Origin of the sequence: Rhizobium sophorae (assembly GCF_013087515.1) — a bacterium.
In the GTDB taxonomy this organism is placed as follows: domain Bacteria; phylum Pseudomonadota; class Alphaproteobacteria; order Rhizobiales; family Rhizobiaceae; genus Rhizobium; species Rhizobium sophorae.
Genome location: NZ_JABFCN010000034.1, coordinates 227,941 through 242,650, shown reverse-complemented (window position 1 = coordinate 242,650; position 14,710 = coordinate 227,941). Strand labels below are relative to the sequence as shown.

The 14,710-nt window shown below is 61.2% G+C and carries 18 protein-coding genes and 2 tRNA genes; 14 read left to right on the top strand and 6 right to left on the bottom strand.

All coding sequences use genetic code 11. The features are described from left to right. Positions 1-77: 77 nt before the first annotated feature. Both G9X64_RS21270 and G9X64_RS21265 read left to right on the top strand, forming a co-directional pair. Positions 78-2,039 carry a putative bifunctional diguanylate cyclase/phosphodiesterase gene (locus G9X64_RS21270; protein ID WP_171377360.1) on the top strand — a complete coding sequence of 654 codons (1,962 nt, stop codon included), beginning with the start codon at positions 78-80 and terminating at the stop codon, positions 2,037-2,039. Positions 2,040-2,109: 70 nt separating this feature from the next. Further along, complete coding sequence (locus tag G9X64_RS21265) at positions 2,110-3,162, top strand: enoyl-CoA hydratase/isomerase family protein (RefSeq protein ID WP_168312335.1); 1,053 nt, start codon at positions 2,110-2,112, stop codon at positions 3,160-3,162. Between the two features lie 12 nt (positions 3,163-3,174). Here G9X64_RS21265 and G9X64_RS21260 read toward each other — a convergent pair whose 3' ends face one another. Then, a complete protein-coding gene (locus tag G9X64_RS21260) occupies positions 3,175-5,235 on the bottom strand; it encodes an ATP-dependent helicase (protein WP_168312334.1) in 2,061 nt (686 codons plus the stop codon). 107 nt (positions 5,236-5,342) lie between these two features. After that, a complete protein-coding gene (locus G9X64_RS21255; RefSeq protein ID WP_168312333.1) occupies positions 5,343-5,609 on the bottom strand; it encodes a hypothetical protein in 267 nt (88 codons plus the stop codon). A 176-nt stretch (positions 5,610-5,785) separates the two neighbouring features. Here G9X64_RS21255 and G9X64_RS21250 point away from each other — a divergent pair, with 176 nt between their 5' ends. Both G9X64_RS21250 and G9X64_RS21245 read left to right on the top strand, forming a co-directional pair. Next, on the top strand, positions 5,786-6,046 hold the full coding sequence (locus G9X64_RS21250; protein WP_018493691.1) for a BON domain-containing protein: 261 nt from the start codon (positions 5,786-5,788) through the stop codon (positions 6,044-6,046). A gap of 91 nt (positions 6,047-6,137) precedes the next feature. Further along, positions 6,138-6,401 (top strand): hypothetical protein, encoded by a 264-nt coding sequence (locus G9X64_RS21245; protein WP_168312332.1) that lies wholly within the window; start codon positions 6,138-6,140, stop codon positions 6,399-6,401. 255 nt (positions 6,402-6,656) lie between these two features. Here the strand turns inward: G9X64_RS21245 and G9X64_RS21240 are convergent, their stop codons facing one another. Together G9X64_RS21240 and G9X64_RS21235 are read right to left on the bottom strand one after the other, a co-directional pair. Further along, a complete protein-coding gene (locus tag G9X64_RS21240) occupies positions 6,657-6,899 on the bottom strand; it encodes a DUF982 domain-containing protein (protein ID WP_011650393.1) in 243 nt (80 codons plus the stop codon). Positions 6,900-7,156: 257 nt separating this feature from the next. Then, a tRNA-Thr gene (locus tag G9X64_RS21235) sits at positions 7,157-7,231 on the bottom strand. A 151-nt stretch (positions 7,232-7,382) separates the two neighbouring features. Here G9X64_RS21235 and G9X64_RS21230 point away from each other — a divergent pair. From G9X64_RS21230 to G9X64_RS21185, 10 genes are all read left to right on the top strand, one after another. Then, positions 7,383-7,577: a hypothetical protein gene (locus G9X64_RS21230; RefSeq protein WP_003556333.1), complete on the top strand. Its 195-nt coding sequence runs from the start codon at positions 7,383-7,385 to the stop codon at positions 7,575-7,577. A gap of 107 nt (positions 7,578-7,684) precedes the next feature. Further along, positions 7,685-8,977 carry a UDP-N-acetylglucosamine 1-carboxyvinyltransferase gene (gene murA / locus G9X64_RS21225; RefSeq protein WP_168312331.1) on the top strand — a complete coding sequence of 431 codons (1,293 nt, stop codon included), beginning with the start codon at positions 7,685-7,687 and terminating at the stop codon, positions 8,975-8,977. Positions 8,978-9,072: 95 nt separating this feature from the next. Then, on the top strand, positions 9,073-9,504 hold the full coding sequence (locus G9X64_RS21220) for a DUF2948 family protein (RefSeq protein ID WP_168312330.1): 432 nt from the start codon (positions 9,073-9,075) through the stop codon (positions 9,502-9,504). A gap of 55 nt (positions 9,505-9,559) precedes the next feature. Continuing rightward, entirely contained in the window at positions 9,560-10,858 is a 1,299-nt protein-coding gene (gene hisD, locus G9X64_RS21215; protein ID WP_168312329.1) for a histidinol dehydrogenase, read from the top strand. Positions 10,859-10,862: 4 nt separating this feature from the next. Continuing rightward, on the top strand, positions 10,863-11,336 hold the full coding sequence (locus G9X64_RS21210; protein WP_168312328.1) for a UPF0262 family protein: 474 nt from the start codon (positions 10,863-10,865) through the stop codon (positions 11,334-11,336). Further along, positions 11,333-11,818: an arsenate-mycothiol transferase ArsC gene (locus G9X64_RS21205; protein ID WP_171377359.1), complete on the top strand. Its 486-nt coding sequence runs from the start codon at positions 11,333-11,335 to the stop codon at positions 11,816-11,818. Before G9X64_RS21210 ends, G9X64_RS21205 begins: the two co-directional genes overlap by 4 nt. A gap of 123 nt (positions 11,819-11,941) precedes the next feature. Beyond that, a complete protein-coding gene (gene infA / locus G9X64_RS21200) occupies positions 11,942-12,160 on the top strand; it encodes a translation initiation factor IF-1 (protein WP_003545338.1) in 219 nt (72 codons plus the stop codon). A gap of 57 nt (positions 12,161-12,217) precedes the next feature. Continuing rightward, positions 12,218-12,838 (top strand): Maf-like protein, encoded by a 621-nt coding sequence (locus tag G9X64_RS21195; RefSeq protein WP_003556345.1) that lies wholly within the window; start codon positions 12,218-12,220, stop codon positions 12,836-12,838. Positions 12,839-12,973: 135 nt separating this feature from the next. Next, on the top strand, positions 12,974-13,186 hold the full coding sequence (yacG, locus tag G9X64_RS21190) for a DNA gyrase inhibitor YacG (protein WP_168310571.1): 213 nt from the start codon (positions 12,974-12,976) through the stop codon (positions 13,184-13,186). A 179-nt stretch (positions 13,187-13,365) separates the two neighbouring features. Beyond that, positions 13,366-13,441 (top strand) — tRNA-Phe (locus G9X64_RS21185). Between the two features lie 68 nt (positions 13,442-13,509). On the opposite strand, the gene G9X64_RS21180 is transcribed toward G9X64_RS21185, so the two are convergent. After that, on the bottom strand, positions 13,510-13,806 hold the full coding sequence (locus G9X64_RS21180; RefSeq protein ID WP_168310458.1) for a hypothetical protein: 297 nt from the start codon (positions 13,804-13,806) through the stop codon (positions 13,510-13,512). Between the two features lie 624 nt (positions 13,807-14,430). Beyond that, positions 14,431-14,709 (bottom strand): transposase, encoded by a 279-nt coding sequence (locus tag G9X64_RS21175; protein ID WP_064647796.1) that lies wholly within the window; start codon positions 14,707-14,709, stop codon positions 14,431-14,433. Position 14,710 lies beyond the last annotated feature (1 nt).

Here is a 14,710-nt window from a genome sequence, read left to right as displayed (position 1 = left end):
CGGTTCCTGCATGACACGACTTGAATAGGGAAAAATCAAGCTTTCTCTGGCGGGCTCTGGCTGACGGAAAGGAGAAGATGAAGAACTTTCTGGCCTCATTGCAGCTGCAAAAAGACAACCCGACGCTTCTGACGGCGCAGTTCCGGGCCCTGTCGTCGCAGATCCCCATTCTCTATGTCCTCTTGATCATCAACGCCCTTGCGGTGGCGATCATCCACCTCAAATCCGCGCCCCTTTGGCTCTCGCTCTACATTCCCGTGGTCTTGAGTGTCGTCTGTGTCTTCCGTCTCTGCTGGTGGGAGATCCGGGGCAAGGAAAACGTCACCGCCGAGCGGGCCTATAGGCTGATGAAGGTGACGATATCGGGGGCCGGCATCCTGGCTGTCGCTTTCGGCGGCTGGGCGATCACGCTTTACCAATATGGCGATGCTTCCCAGCAGGGTCAGATCGCCTATTTTCTCGTCGTGACAGGCATTTCCTGCATCTTTTGCCTTATGCACCTGCCGGTGGCGGCAGCCCTCACCACGGTCATCACCTTCTGCGCCATGGTCGCGACCTTCTTGTTCTCGGGCAATCCCGTTTTCGTCGCGACGGCCATCAGCGGCCTCTTCCTGATCCTGCCCTTCCTCAGGGTGATCAATAGCTATTTCCAGAATTTCGTCGGTCTCGTGCAGTTGACCGAGGAATTGAAACAGAAGCAGGCGGAAGCCGAGGAGCTGAACCTCGTCAACAGCCGTAACGCGCTGCATGACCAGCTGACCGGCCTTGCCAACCGCCGCAGCTTCTTTCTCTCGTTGGAAAAACGGCTGCAGAAGAATCCGTCCTCGCCGCCCGTCCTCGGCATTCTCGATCTCGACGGCTTCAAGCCGGTCAACGACGTCTTCGGCCATGCCGCCGGCGACCTCGTGCTCAAGGAGACGGCCCGCCGCTTCGTCGCGCTGGTCGGCGAAGAGGGCATCGTCTCCCGTCTCGGCGGTGATGAGTTCGGGATCATCTTCCCCTGTTCGATGACGCGCCAGGCGATCGCCGATCTTGGCCAGGCGCTCTGTGCTGCCGTCCGCGATCCTTTCGAAATCCCCGACGGCTCGGTCCGCGTCTTCGGTTCCTGCGGTATCGTCTATCCCGACATCGGCGAGTACACCGCCGAAGATCTCTACGAGAAAGCGGACTTCGCCCTCTACCAGGTCAAGAGCAAGCGCAGCAGCGGCGTCGAATTCTTCTCGGCCGAGCACGAGAAGATCCTGACGCAGCGCCACCTGATCGAACTCGAGTTGCAGGCGAACGATTTCGCCAAGGAATTGAAACTCGACTATCAGCCGATCGTCGAATTGAAGAGCGGCCGCGTCGTCGCTTACGAGGCGCTCGCCCGCTGGGACAGCGCCCGCTTCGGCCGCATTAGCCCAGACGCCTTCATCCCGGCGGCCGAGCGCACGGCCGTCATCGGCCGCATGACGCGCATCCTTTTCGCCAAGGCGCTCGAAGCGCTGGCGATCATTCCCCGGCATCTGAGCCTGTCTTTCAATCTCTCGGCGCGCGATATCTGCGACCACGAGACCTCGATGGCGCTGCTTGCCATGATCACCCGATCCGGCATCGATCCGAAGCGTATCGAATTCGAGATTACCGAGACGGCATTACTCTCCGATTTCGACACCGCCGATCAGGTGATATCAATGCTGCGCGCTGCCGGCATCTCGATCGCGCTGGACGACTTCGGCACCGGCTATTCAAGCCTCAGCCATATTCATCGTCTCGGCTTCGACAAGCTGAAGATCGACAAATCCTTCGTGATGAATTTCGATCGTGATGCCCGTTGCATGAACATCACCCGCTCGGTCGCCAATCTCTGCCAGAATCTCGGCATCGCCTCCGTCGCCGAAGGCGTCGAAAGCGAAGAGATCGCCGAGGGATTGAAGGCGATGGGCGTTCGTCTGGCGCAGGGCTATCATTTCTCGCGGCCGCTGCCGCTGGAACTTGCCATCGATTACGCCGCCCGGTGCGAGGCCGAAGCCTCCGCCCGCAATTCGTTGTCTGCCTGAGCCGACCTTAAATCGACTGGAGTGATGCTTCACCGTCGTCTATTCATGGTCGCAACAGATGAGGTGAACCATGCAGGACGGCGAAGTCATCATTGAACGGCGGGGCACCGCAGGCGTCATCCGGCTCAACCGGCCGCGGGCACTGAACAGCCTGACGCTGCCGATGATCCGGGCGATCACCGAAGCCCTTCACGCTTTTGCCGGCGATTCCGAGGTGGCGAGCGTCGTGATGGCGGGGAAAGGCGAACGCGGCTTCTGCGCCGGCGGCGATATCCGCGCCCTGCATGAGAGCGCCCGCGCCGGCGATGGCCTGGCGGGAAGCTTCTGGCGCGAGGAATTCCGCCTCAATCATATGATTGCCTCCTATCCCAAACCCTATGTCGCGCTGATGGACGGCATCACCATGGGCGGCGGCGTCGGCCTGTCGTCGCACGGCCGCCACCGCATGGTCACCGAGCGCACGCGCCTTGCCATGCCCGAAACCGGCATCGGCTATGTCCCGGATGTCGGGGCCACCTGGCTGCTGCCGCGCGCACCCGGCGAGACCGGAACATGGCTCGGTCTGACAGGGCTCGATATCGGTGCGGCCGATACAATCCACGCTCGCCTTGCCGATCTTCAGATCGCCTCGTCACGGCTTGACGAGGTGATCGATGCTCTCTCCGGCCTGCCGCGCGCCAGCTCATCCGGCGATGTCGATGCCGTGCTGCAGGCGCTTTCTGAGCCTCAGGGAGAAAGCCGGCTCAGGCAGAACGCGGCGGTAATCGATCGCGCATTCCGTTTCGACAGCGTCGAGGAGATCCTGGCAGCACTTGCCAATGAGGAGGGCGAATTCGCCTCCGAGACGCGCCGGGTGCTGCTGACGCGTTCACCAACCAGCCTGAAGCTCGCTTTGCGGCTGCTCAGAGCCGGCCGCGGCAGCGCCTCGCTCGCCGAATGCCTCGGCCGTGAACTCGGCGCCTGCCTGCAAATGCTTGATAATCCCGATTTCTTCGAGGGCATCCGCGCCGCCGTCATCGACAAGGACCGCAATCCGAAATGGTCGCCGGCCTCGGTCGAGGCTGTTGAAGCAGCAAGGATCGAGCATTTCCTGAAACCGGCCGAACCGCCGCTTTCACTCTGAACGCTATCCAGCCTATCGCCACATGCCGCGCATGCGGGCGCCGACATCGATGCGCACCTGCCGCGCCTGCTGCTGGGCGGCGCTGCCAGATTTCACCTGCGGCCAGCTGCAGGCTTCGAAGAACTGCAGCAGCGTTGCCGGAATGAAGCGGCTGCGTGAGGCATAGACGTGCCGGTCGCCCTGCGAGTTCTGCCCATAGGTGAAGAAGCGTTGCGGAACGACGAGGTCGAGACCATCCCGAGCGCGCGTCATGGCGACATAGAGCAGCCGGCGTTCCTCTTCGATTTCGGCGGTGGTGCCGACGGCGAGGTCGCTCGGTATGCATCCGTCGACGACATTCAGCATGAAGACCCTCGTCCATTCCTGGCCCTTGGCGGAATGGATGGTGGACAGGATGAGATAGTCTTCGTCGAGAAGCGGTACGCCCGCCTGGTCGCTGGTCGCATCCGGCGGATCGAGGGTGAGCTCGGTAAGAAAGCGCTCGCGTGAGGCATAACCGCTAGCGATCTGCTCGAGCTGCAACAAGTCGGCCTGTCGCGTCGCGGCATCCTCGTGCAGCCGTTCCAGATGCGGTGCGTACCATTCCCGTGCCAGGCCGATCTCTGCCGGCCAGCCGGCCTTGCCGGTCTTCAGCTCCTGCAGCATCGAAACGAACGTTGTCCAGTCCTCGCCGGAGCGCGGTGGCGCCGGCATGGCGCCAAGAGCAGTAATCGGGTTGGCATCCTCGGCCATCAGGTCGAGCGTCTTCTGCGCCGTCGACGGCCCGACGCCTGGCAGGATCTGCATCAGCCGGAAGCCGGCCACCCGGTCGCGCGGGTTCTGCGCGAAGCGAAGGGCGGCCAGCATGTCCTTCACATGCGCGCTGTCGAGAAACTTCAGCCCGCCGAACTTGACGAAGGGAATGTTCCGCCGGGTCAGCTCGACTTCCAGCGGCCCGCTGTGATGCGAGGCACGGAAGAGCACGGCCTGCTGTTTGAGCGTGAGGCCTTCCTCGCGGTTGTCGAGCACCATGTCGGTGATGTAGCGCGCCTGCTCGGCCTCATCGCGCACCGTGACGAGGCGCGGCCGCTCGGACGATTGCCGCTCGGTCCAGAGGTTCTTGGTGAAGCGCTCCGAGGCGAGGTCGATGACGGCGTTGGCGGCGGCGAGGATCGGCTGCGTCGAGCGGTAGTTACGGTCGAGCGTGACGATATTGGCGGCCGGGCTGAAGGCGGCGGGAAAATCGAGGATGTTGCGCACCGTCGCGGCACGGAAGGAATAGATCGACTGGGCATCGTCGCCGACGACGGTCAACCCCTGGCCTTGGGGCTTCAGCGCCAGCAGGATCGAGGCCTGCAACCGGTTGGTGTCCTGATATTCGTCGACCAGCACATGGTCGAAACGGCTGCCGATATCCTCGGCAATCATTTCTTCGCCAACCATCTGCGCCCAGTAGAGCAGCAGATCGTCGTAATCGAGCACGTTCTGGCTCTGCTTGGCCTCGACATAACAGGCGAAAAGTTCGCGCAGCTGTTTCTCCCACGTCGCGCACCAGGGAAAGACGTCGCGCAGCACGAGGTCGAGCGCGGTTTCCGAATTCACCGCCCTGGAATAGATGGCAAGGCAGGTGCCTTTTGTGGGAAAACGGCTTTCCGTCTTCGAGAAGCCGAGGTCGTGCCGGATCAGGTTCATCAGATCGGCACTGTCTTCGCGGTCGTGGATGGTAAACCCAGGATCGAGACCGATCTGCTCCGCATAATCGCGCAACAGCCGCGCGCCGATGCCGTGGAAGGTGCCGGACCAGGAAAGCGCGTCCGCCATCACGCCGGCATTCGAACCAAGCACATCGCGGCAGATGCGCTCGACACGCCGCGCCATCTCGGCGGCTGCCCGGCGCGAGAAGGTCATCAGCAGGATGCGGCGGGGATCGGCGCCCTTGACGATGAGATGGGCGACCCGATGCGCCAACGTATTCGTCTTGCCGGAGCCGGCGCCGGCAATGACCAGCAGCGGCCCGGCAATATGGCTGCCGTCGATGAGCGTGCCATGCTCGACGGCCATGCGCTGCTGCGGATTGAGCTTTTCGAGATACATCCAGCCGTCCGGTCGGGCTCCCGCAGAATCACTGGGGAAGGATTAGATGTTCCTTGAATGTTCGCGATTGCCGCCGCTGTCAAGCGATCTGGCGCGCTGGCAACATCTCAGTCGGGGAAATCCGGACCGATCTCGCGCCGCACCAGCTTCAGGCTGCGGTCGGGCTGAAGGATATAGGTTTCCTCCACGCGCTGTCCCGTCCCGTTGTAGAACTGGTGGTAGACGGCGCTGCCGACCGGCGACTTGCTGAGCTTCGTTCGCGGCTGGCCGCCATAGGTAATGCTGCCGGGAATGGGTTCCAGCGCCGGGCTATCGGCCGAGGAACAGCCGGCAAGCAAAGCCCCGGCAAACAAGGCGGACAGAAGCGCTTTCATCGTCATCATCCCTCTTTCGACTACAGCCAGATATGGAAGCGGCGGCGCCTTTCGCCAAGGGTAGCCATGCCACCGCGCAGGTATCGCTGTCGAGCAGGCTCTTCTTTTCCGGGGGACGCAACGAATGCGTCGCTGCGGCGTTAACAGACATCAGCCAACATTAGGAAACGTTCACGGTGCTCGGCTTTCCAGCATTCACGGGGCATGACGAGCCCGGCCGGCAGGGTCATAGCGATGCCGCGACGCGCGCCTCGGTAGAGAGCGCCCTTCATGCGGCCGCCGATATCGAAGCCGGCGAAATCACCGTCAGCATATCGGGCTCCTATGTCATCCTGGAAGGTTTCGTGCGCCGGCGGGGCGATGTCGAGCGGGCGATCGAGATAGCCGAGGGCGTCGTCGGCCGGGGCTATGTGCGTGCTCGCTTGCTGCGACGCTAGCTGGCTCGCGCGCATCTCTCTGCGATGCATGAAGGGAACCAAAATGCTCTCTCGCGTGTTGAAAGGCCGGACCTAAACGCTGGAGACTCTCATGCAGTTGCTTCCTCGCCTCTGGGCAACGACCTTGATAGTGGGTTGCGGTGTCTTTGCCGGCTCCGCCCATGCTTCACTGGAAACCGGCACGAATTATTCCGCTTTGCCGAAGGACCAGGTCGCCCTCAACGAATATACCGGTGCCGTCGCCTGCACAACGGTAGAGCCTCACTATCTGCCCTCCTTCATCCGCGCAGCAGATGGCACGATCATCGGTGTCGGCTATGTTGAGATCGAGAGTGAGAGCGGCGCGGATTGCTGAAAAAAGGGCGGTCCTGTTCGGACGAGGCTCGCCTGCGTTTCCGCAGAGGGTACGAGCCTCTAACCATCATCATGATGGCTGGGTCGTCTTCTATTGATGCACGTGTACCAGGCGCAACGCCCTTTGCACCAAAACTCGGCACGCATTTGTTGCAGGGTTAAACCAAAATTAAAGCCCAAAATTAAAGCATTGTTCCGTTCCGGCACGCTTGCGCGCCCAGAAGGCGAAAATCGCCCGAAATTCCTTGCCGAAGTGCTAATGCAGCTTCAGCTTCGCCTCTTCGGCGGCCGCCAGGAACTCGGCTCTTGCTTCTTCCACGCTCTTGCGCCCATCGAGCGCTGCCCGGCAGGCGCTGCGGGCCTTAATATAACGAAGCCCGCGCATACTCGGCCACAGATCCGCCAGGCACTTCAGCGCATCGAACGGCCCATTGACCGTTCGCGCATCGGCACCTTCGAAACCAACCTTGACCGGGCTGTTCCATCTTTCAGTTGCCATCGACGCTCCTCCACGATTTTCGACAGAAACGAAGTGCAGCATCTCCCAGTTCCTCCGGGGAGACTTTGCGATAGTTAATATTCTAGCGTGATTTTCACGGTCAGCAATGGGCGGATCGTCGCTGATGCCGCAACGAATGGTTTCGCCTCGACCCATGACAGGAAAGCCTATGGCTGCCAGCTGATGAGAAACGCTAACTTATGAGGTGTTTTCGCCGGGAAGGGTAGAGTCGAGATTGACTGTCTTTTCAAGAAAACTGGTGCTGCCGAGTGGGATTGAACCACCGACCTCACCCTTACCAAGGGTGTGCTCTACCACTGAGCTACGGCAGCAGGACCAGATCGCGCGAGCCGGGTGGCTCAATCGCGAGAACGGGGGGCTATTGCCACAGCTTGGCGGCCAGCGCAAGCCGCAAATTCCAACTTCGCGTCGATTGGGATGAAGGGCCTTTTGGATTGGTGCGAATTCGGCTAATCCTGTCGCATGAACGAAAAGACCGAAACCGGCCAGCAGAGCCGCAAACAAGCGATCGAAGCGCAGGCGAAACTGCGCCGCGAACGCGCCGCCGAAAAGCTCAGGGAAAATCTGGGGCGGCGCAAACAGCAGGTCCGCGCCCGCCGCTCTGGCCAAGCCGATGAAACAAATGGGCTGCCCGCCGCAAAAATGGACGAATCGTAATGTTCCGTCCGTCGCGAATTGAAGCGTCTCGATAAATCCCCTAAACACCTCACTCCTTATTTCAAGGCAGAACTTTCAGGAAAGGCGGGCGCTGCCCGTAAGCGCACATGGATCGTATCAGAATCGTCGGCGGTAATGAGCTGAATGGCATCATTCCGATTTCCGGCGCCAAGAATGCCGCACTGCCGCTGATGATCGCCTCGCTGCTGACCAGCGATACGCTGACGCTCGAAAACGTGCCGCATCTGGCCGATGTCGAACTATTGATGCGCATCCTCGGCAATCACGGCGTCGACGTTGCCGTCAACGGCCGCCGCGAGCGCCAGGAAGACTCCTATGCGCGCACGATCCATTTCACCTGCCGCACCATCGTCGATACGACGGCATCCTACGAACTGGTCTCGAAGATGCGCGCCTCCTTCTGGGTCATCGGCCCGCTCTTGGCGCGCGAAGGCCATTGCCGCGTGTCGCTGCCGGGCGGCTGCGCCATCGGCACGCGTCCCGTCGATCTCTTCATCGAGGGCCTGACGGCGCTCGGCGCCACCATGGAAATCGATGCCGGTTATATCAACGCCAAGGCGCCTGCCGGCGGCCTGATCGGTGCACGCTACACCTTCCCGAAGGTCTCCGTTGGCGCCACCCACGTGATGATGATGGCGGCAACGCTTGCCCGCGGCACGACTGTCATCGGCAATGCCGCCCGCGAGCCTGAGGTCGTCGACCTCGCCAACTGCCTGAACGCCATGGGCGCCAGGATATCGGGCGCGGGTACCGCGACGATCACCGTCGAAGGCGTCACCTCGCTTTCCGGCGCCCGCCACCGCGTGCTGCCGGACCGCATCGAGACCGGCACCTATGCCATGGCCGTCGCCATGGCCGGCGGCGACGTCGTGCTGGAGAATACCGACATGGCGTTGCTCGAAACCGCGCTGGAAACGCTGCGCCGCGCCGGTGCGGAGATCTCGTCGACCAACAACGGCATGCGCATCAAGCGCAACGGCGCCGGCATCAGGCCGGTCGATATCGTCACCGATCCCTTCCCGGGCTTTCCGACCGATCTGCAGGCGCAGTTCATGGCGCTGATGACCCGTTCTTCCGGCGTCTCGCACGTCACCGAGACCATCTTCGAAAACCGCTTCATGCATGTGCAGGAGCTTGCCCGCCTCGGCGCCAGGATCTCGCTGTCCGGCCAGACGGCGAAGATCGAGGGTGTCGAGCGCCTGCGCGGTGCGCCGGTCATGGCGACCGATCTGCGCGCTTCTGTCTCGCTCGTCATCGCCGGCCTTGCCGCTGAGGGCGAGACCACGGTGTCTCGCGTCTATCACCTCGACCGCGGTTTCGAGCGGCTCGAGGAGAAGCTGACCCGCTGCGGCGCGATCGTCGAGCGCATCAGCGAGTAAGCGCGCCCTTATCCCGGTTGCGTAATCCGTCGCCGCATCTTATTTCCCTTTTGACGCATCGCCATTCCGGCGATGCCCGCTGGGGATGAGGCTGAATGACCGACCTGAAGCTTATTGCGCTCGATGACGAGGACCTTGCGGTCGTTTCCGCGCATATGCAGGACAGTGTCTTCAAGGTCGGAGACGTCGACTGGTCGCCGCGCGACGCGCAGTTCGCGCTTGCAGCCAATCGTTTCGTCTGGGAAGGTGCCGAGCGCAAGCGCAAGGGTTTCGAGCGCCGCCGTGCTGCCCTGGTTTTCAAGCGCGTGCTTGCCGTTCGTTCGCTTGGCATCGATCGTGGCAAACGCGACGAAGTGCTGTCGCTGCTGGCGCTGCGCTTCGAGAAGAAGGGCGAGGGGCCCGATGGTACGATCGAGCTGGCGCTATCAGGCACGGCCTCGATTGCGCTCGATGTCGAATGCATCGAGGTCCAGCTGGCCGATATCGGCGGCGCCTGGGAGGCCTCCTCCAAGCCTCGCCACCGCTGACATGACGCCCTAAAGTTTGAACATCGCAGTTTCGAGTTGAGAAGGAATATCAGCTTTGGCAATCTGGCTGGATCAGGCATCGGAAGGTTTCGAGCAGCATTTTGCCGCCTTTCTGACGACGAAGCGGGAGGTCTCCGATGATGTGAACGTCGTCGTTCGCGCCATCATCGATGATATCAGAGCCCGCGGCGATGTGGCGCTGGCCGAATATTCGCTGAAGTTCGACGGCATCGATTACGCCACCGTCCCTATGCGCGTCACAGCTGAAGAGATCGACGCCGCCGTCGAGACGGTGCCTTCGGAAGTGCTGGGGGCGCTGAAGCTCGCGGCACTGCGCATCGAATCCCACCATCGCCGGCAGCTGCCGAAGGACGATATTTACGAGGACGATATGGGTGTCGGTCTCGGCTCGCGCTGGACGGCGATCGAAGCAGTCGGGCTCTATGTTCCGGGCGGCACAGCGAGCTATCCGAGCTCGGTGCTGATGAATGCCGTTCCGGCCAAGGTCGCCGGCGTCGATCGCATCGTCATCGCCGTTCCGGCCACCGGCGGCGCCGTCAATCCGGCGGTGCTTGCCGCTGCCAAGCTTGTCGGTGTCACCGAGATTTATCGCGTCGGCGGCGCCCAGGCGATCGCGGCTCTTGCCTATGGCACCGAGACGATCGCCCCGGTCGCCAAGATCACCGGCCCCGGCAATGCCTATGTCGCCGCCGCCAAGCGCCATGTCTTCGGCACCGTCGGCATCGATATGATCGCCGGCCCTTCCGAGGTGCTGGTGATTGCAGACAAGGAAAATAATCCGGATTGGATCGCAGCCGACCTCTTGGCCCAGGCTGAGCACGATGTCAGCGCCCAGGCGATCCTTATCACCGACGATGCCGCATTCGGCAAGGCGGTGGAGCAGGCGGTCGAACGCCAGCTGAAGACGCTGAACCGGGCCGAGACGGCGGCGGCAAGCTGGCGCGACTTCGGCGCGGTCATCCTCGTTGCCGATCTGAAACAGGCCATTCCCTTGGCAAACCGCATCGCCGCCGAGCATTTGGAGCTCGCCGTCGTCGATCCGGACCGTCTGCTCGACGGCATCCGCAATGCCGGCGCGATCTTCATCGGCGCTCATACGCCTGAAGTGATCGGCGACTATGTCGGCGGTTCGAACCATGTGCTGCCGACGGCGCGGTCGGCGCGCTTCTCCTCCGGCCTTTCGGTGCTCGATTTCGTCAAGCGCACCTCGATCCTGCGCCTTGGACCGCAGCAACTGCGCACCCTCGGCCCGGCGGCGATCGCCCTTGCGGTCTCCGAAGGCCTTGATGCCCATGCGCGATCGGTCGCGATCCGCCTCAACCTCGAAAGGTGAGGGCATGGCGAAGGGCGATTTCCGGCTTTGCGACGTCGTCCTTGACGATACGATCGGCCGTTCGACGCCCGATGTCGAGCATGAGCGCGCCGTCGCCATCTTCGATCTGATCGAGGAAAACAGCTTTGCGCCGCTCGGCCATGCTGGCGGACCCTACCGGTTGAACATCTCGCTGGTCGATTCGAAGCTGGTTTTCGCCATCACCACCGAAGAGGGCGGCACTGTTGCCACCCATATCCTGTCGCTCACGCCTTTCCGGCGGATCGTCAAGGATTACTTCATGATCTGCGAGAGCTATTACGAAGCGATCCGTTCGTCGACGCCAAGCCGCATCGAGGCGATCGACATGGGCCGGCGCGGCATCCACAATGAAGGCTCGCAGACGCTGAAGGATAGGCTGGCCGGCAAGATAGAGGTCGATTTCGACACCGCCCGGCGGCTTTTCACCTTGGTCTGCGTGCTCTACTGGCGCGGATGACGGCCATGGAGCTCGCCGCCGACATCGAAGAGGGAAAGCGGCCGGGCGCCATCCTCTTCATGTGCGGGATGAATGCTATCCGCTCGCCGATGGCCGAAGCGATCGCCCGTAGCATTCTGCCGGCCAATACCTATATCAGGTCTGCCGGCGTTCGCGCCGGCGAGCGCGATCCCTTTGTGGATGTCGTGCTCGAGGAGATCGGGCTTTCCCTCGGGCGCCGCCAGCCGCAGACGCTGGAAGAGCTCGAGGACGATTACTTCGATCTGATCATCACGCTGTCGCCCCAGGCCCATCATGCGGCGCTCGAGCTGACGCGGTCGAGTGCGGTGGATGTCGTCTACTGGCCGACCATGGATCCGACGGTTGCAATCGGGACGCGCGAGCAGATTCTGGAGAGCTACCGCGAAGTCCGCGATCACCTGGCCGGCCTCATCGAAAGCCGGCTACTCAAACGAAATGGCATTGCCGCGCAATCGGCTTGAAAACAAATAAAGGAAAGCCTGATCAACGAGGTTCACAAACCTGCGTTGATTGTGTAGTTTCCGCCCAAATTTTAAAGGCGCGCGCTGCGCTGCCTATTCAACCCACAGGAAGAAAACACTTATATGCCTAAAGAAGAAGTCCTCGAATTCCCGGGAATCGTCACCGAACTTCTGCCGAATGCGACGTTCCGCGTGAAGCTCGAAAACGAACACGAGATCATCGCCCATACTGCCGGCCGCATGCGCAAGAACCGCATCCGCGTTCTTGCCGGCGACAAGGTGCTTGTGGAAATGACGCCCTACGATCTGACCAAGGGCCGCATCACCTACCGTTTCAAGTAAGTTTGCCCGAAGGTCCTGCAAGGGTTCTTGCTCCCGTCTGCCGATGGTCGAGGTTCCATGGCGCTGAAATACAAGCTCATTCTGGCCTCGGGCTCGCCCCGTCGCGTTGACCTGCTCAACCAGGCCGGCATCGAGCCTTCGCGCCTGATGCCGATGGATATCGACGAGGCGCCGAAGAAGTCGGAGCATCCGCGTTCGCTCGCCCGCAGGCTTTCGGCGGAAAAGGCCGAAGCAGCCCTTGCCGCCATCAAGGGCGATATCACCTGGAAGGGCAGCTATATCCTGTCTGCCGATACGGTGGTCGCCGTCGGCCGGCGCATCCTCGGCAAGGCTGAGTTCGCCGACGAGGCGTTGAATTCGCTGCATCTCCTTTCGGGGCGCAACCATATGGTCTACACCGGCGTTTGCCTGGTGACGCCGGATCGCAAGATCCGTCAGAAGATCGTCGAGACCAAGGTCCGCTTCAAGCGTCTCTCCGGCTTCGAGATCGAGAACTACCTGGCCTCCGGCCAGTGGCGCGGCAAGGCAGGCGCCTACGGCATCCAGGGCCTCGCCGGCACCTTCGTGCAGAAGATGGTGGGCTCCTACACCAATGTCGTCGGCCTGCCGCTTTATGAAACCATTCTGCTTTTGACCGGCGAAGGCTTCGATGTGCATAGCCGGTGGCCCGAGGGCTGAGCCCGACGGCCGATGCTTGAAGTGCGTCCCGATCTTTCAGATCCGCGCGTCGCGCTTTAAGGCTTTGTTTTTACGTATGTCGTTGTCGCAAAACCGCTGCACACTTTTACGCGACATGCTTTAGGACGGACCGATATGCCTGAAGACAAGAAACCGGCCGCCAAGGTCGAACCGCTGCGCAAGACGCGCCCTTGCCCCGAATGCGGCAAACCTTCCCACCGCGAACATTACCCCTTCTGCTCCAACCGCTGCCGTGAGGCCGATCTCTCCCGCTGGCTGACCGGCGCCTATGCCATTCCGGTTGCCGACGACGAGACCAAGGCCGATTATCCCGATGACGAAAACTAGAGAATTTCGCCTGCGAAGCTCTTATTTTTCCTCATGAATCCGCAAAGCGGGCAAGACCGTCAAAAAAGAGTCATTTGACGCTTGCCATGGGCGAACAAGATGCTATAACCCCGCTCGCTTCCGGGGTGAACCAAGGCCCCGCGGTTCCTTTTCCAAAAGGAACTATCGGAAGCAGGTTAGCCCAGGTAGCTCAGTTGGTAGAGCAGCGGATTGAAAATCCGCGTGTCACTGGTTCGATTCCGGTCCTGGGCACCACTCATAAATCACTGCTTTTGCGTATGTTTTAGCTCCTTAAGTTAATGTGGTCCCGCCGCATCTAGACACTATTTTTTGTCTTCTGGACGCTTTTCGTTTTTTCGTCTGTTCACCTCGGCATCGAAATCGCCGACCGTCTCGGCCATCTTCTTGGATGTGTCAGCCTGACGCGAATAGTGCTTGGCCATGCCCTCGGTCTTCTGCCCGAGCACCTCAGCGATCGTCGCGTAGTTCTTGCCCATCTCGCGCAGAATGGTTGCGACGGGTGTGTCTGAGGCCTCAGCCAGACCAGGTTGACGGTGCGCCTTCGTCATCGCCGAGCCGTGGCCGGCTGCCACGAAGCGATAGATAGCCGTCGATAACATGCGCTGCCGGGTTCGCCCCTCGCAGCTTTCCGTCCTTGCGGCGGCCGGTACGCTGGCGGAGGGCTGTGGAGATTGAGTGTGCCCTCCCGGCCCAATGTTGCATCCTTCTTTTAAGCTCCGCCCAGGTCGGCGCCGGCCGGGTAGCGTCATCGAATGGAACCAACCTCGGTCATGGCCGTTATCAGCTAGGGAGTCCCACCATGAGCAACGCCCGTCAGGCGCGAACGAGATGGTGGTGGTCCCCCGAGGAGAACGCACATGGATCTCACAACCCTTCTCATAATCGTTGTGATGGTTCTTTTGCTAGGCGGCGGCGGCTGGTACGGCCGGGGACGCTGGTATTAAACGACGGCCTACGTGGTACGCATCACTGGGTTGATGAGCGCTCGGCTAACTGAGCGCGGCGGGATGGCGATGTCGTTCCAGTCAATTTTTGCGTTCCATCGATTCCATTATCGATCCGCTGTGCGCAGTCAAGCCAGTAGGGTTGCTTCGGTGCGCCGACGATTTATGCTGTCGATGTAAACTTCTAACATCACTTGACCGTAGACGACGGCAACAAGTAGACCCCAGTCGCGTTGGTACAGGGCCAGAAGGCGGCCAACAAACCGCTCTGTATAGAGGTTAGTTTCGCCCTTTCGATGTCTTCGCCAGCATCTCGCTCAGCGTTGCCGCCGAGAGCATGGATTCGGCCAAAAGCTTTTTGAGCTTCTGGTTCTCTTCCTCCAGTGCTCTCAATCTTTTGGCATGGAGACCGACATTTCCGAACTGCAAGGATTGCCACCGATAGAAGGTCGGCTCGCTGATACCGTACCTGTGGCAAACATCTGCCACCGTCACTCCGGCTTGGTGCTCCTTCAGAATGCCAGTAATCTGGTCGTCGTCGAATTTTCTCTTGCCCATC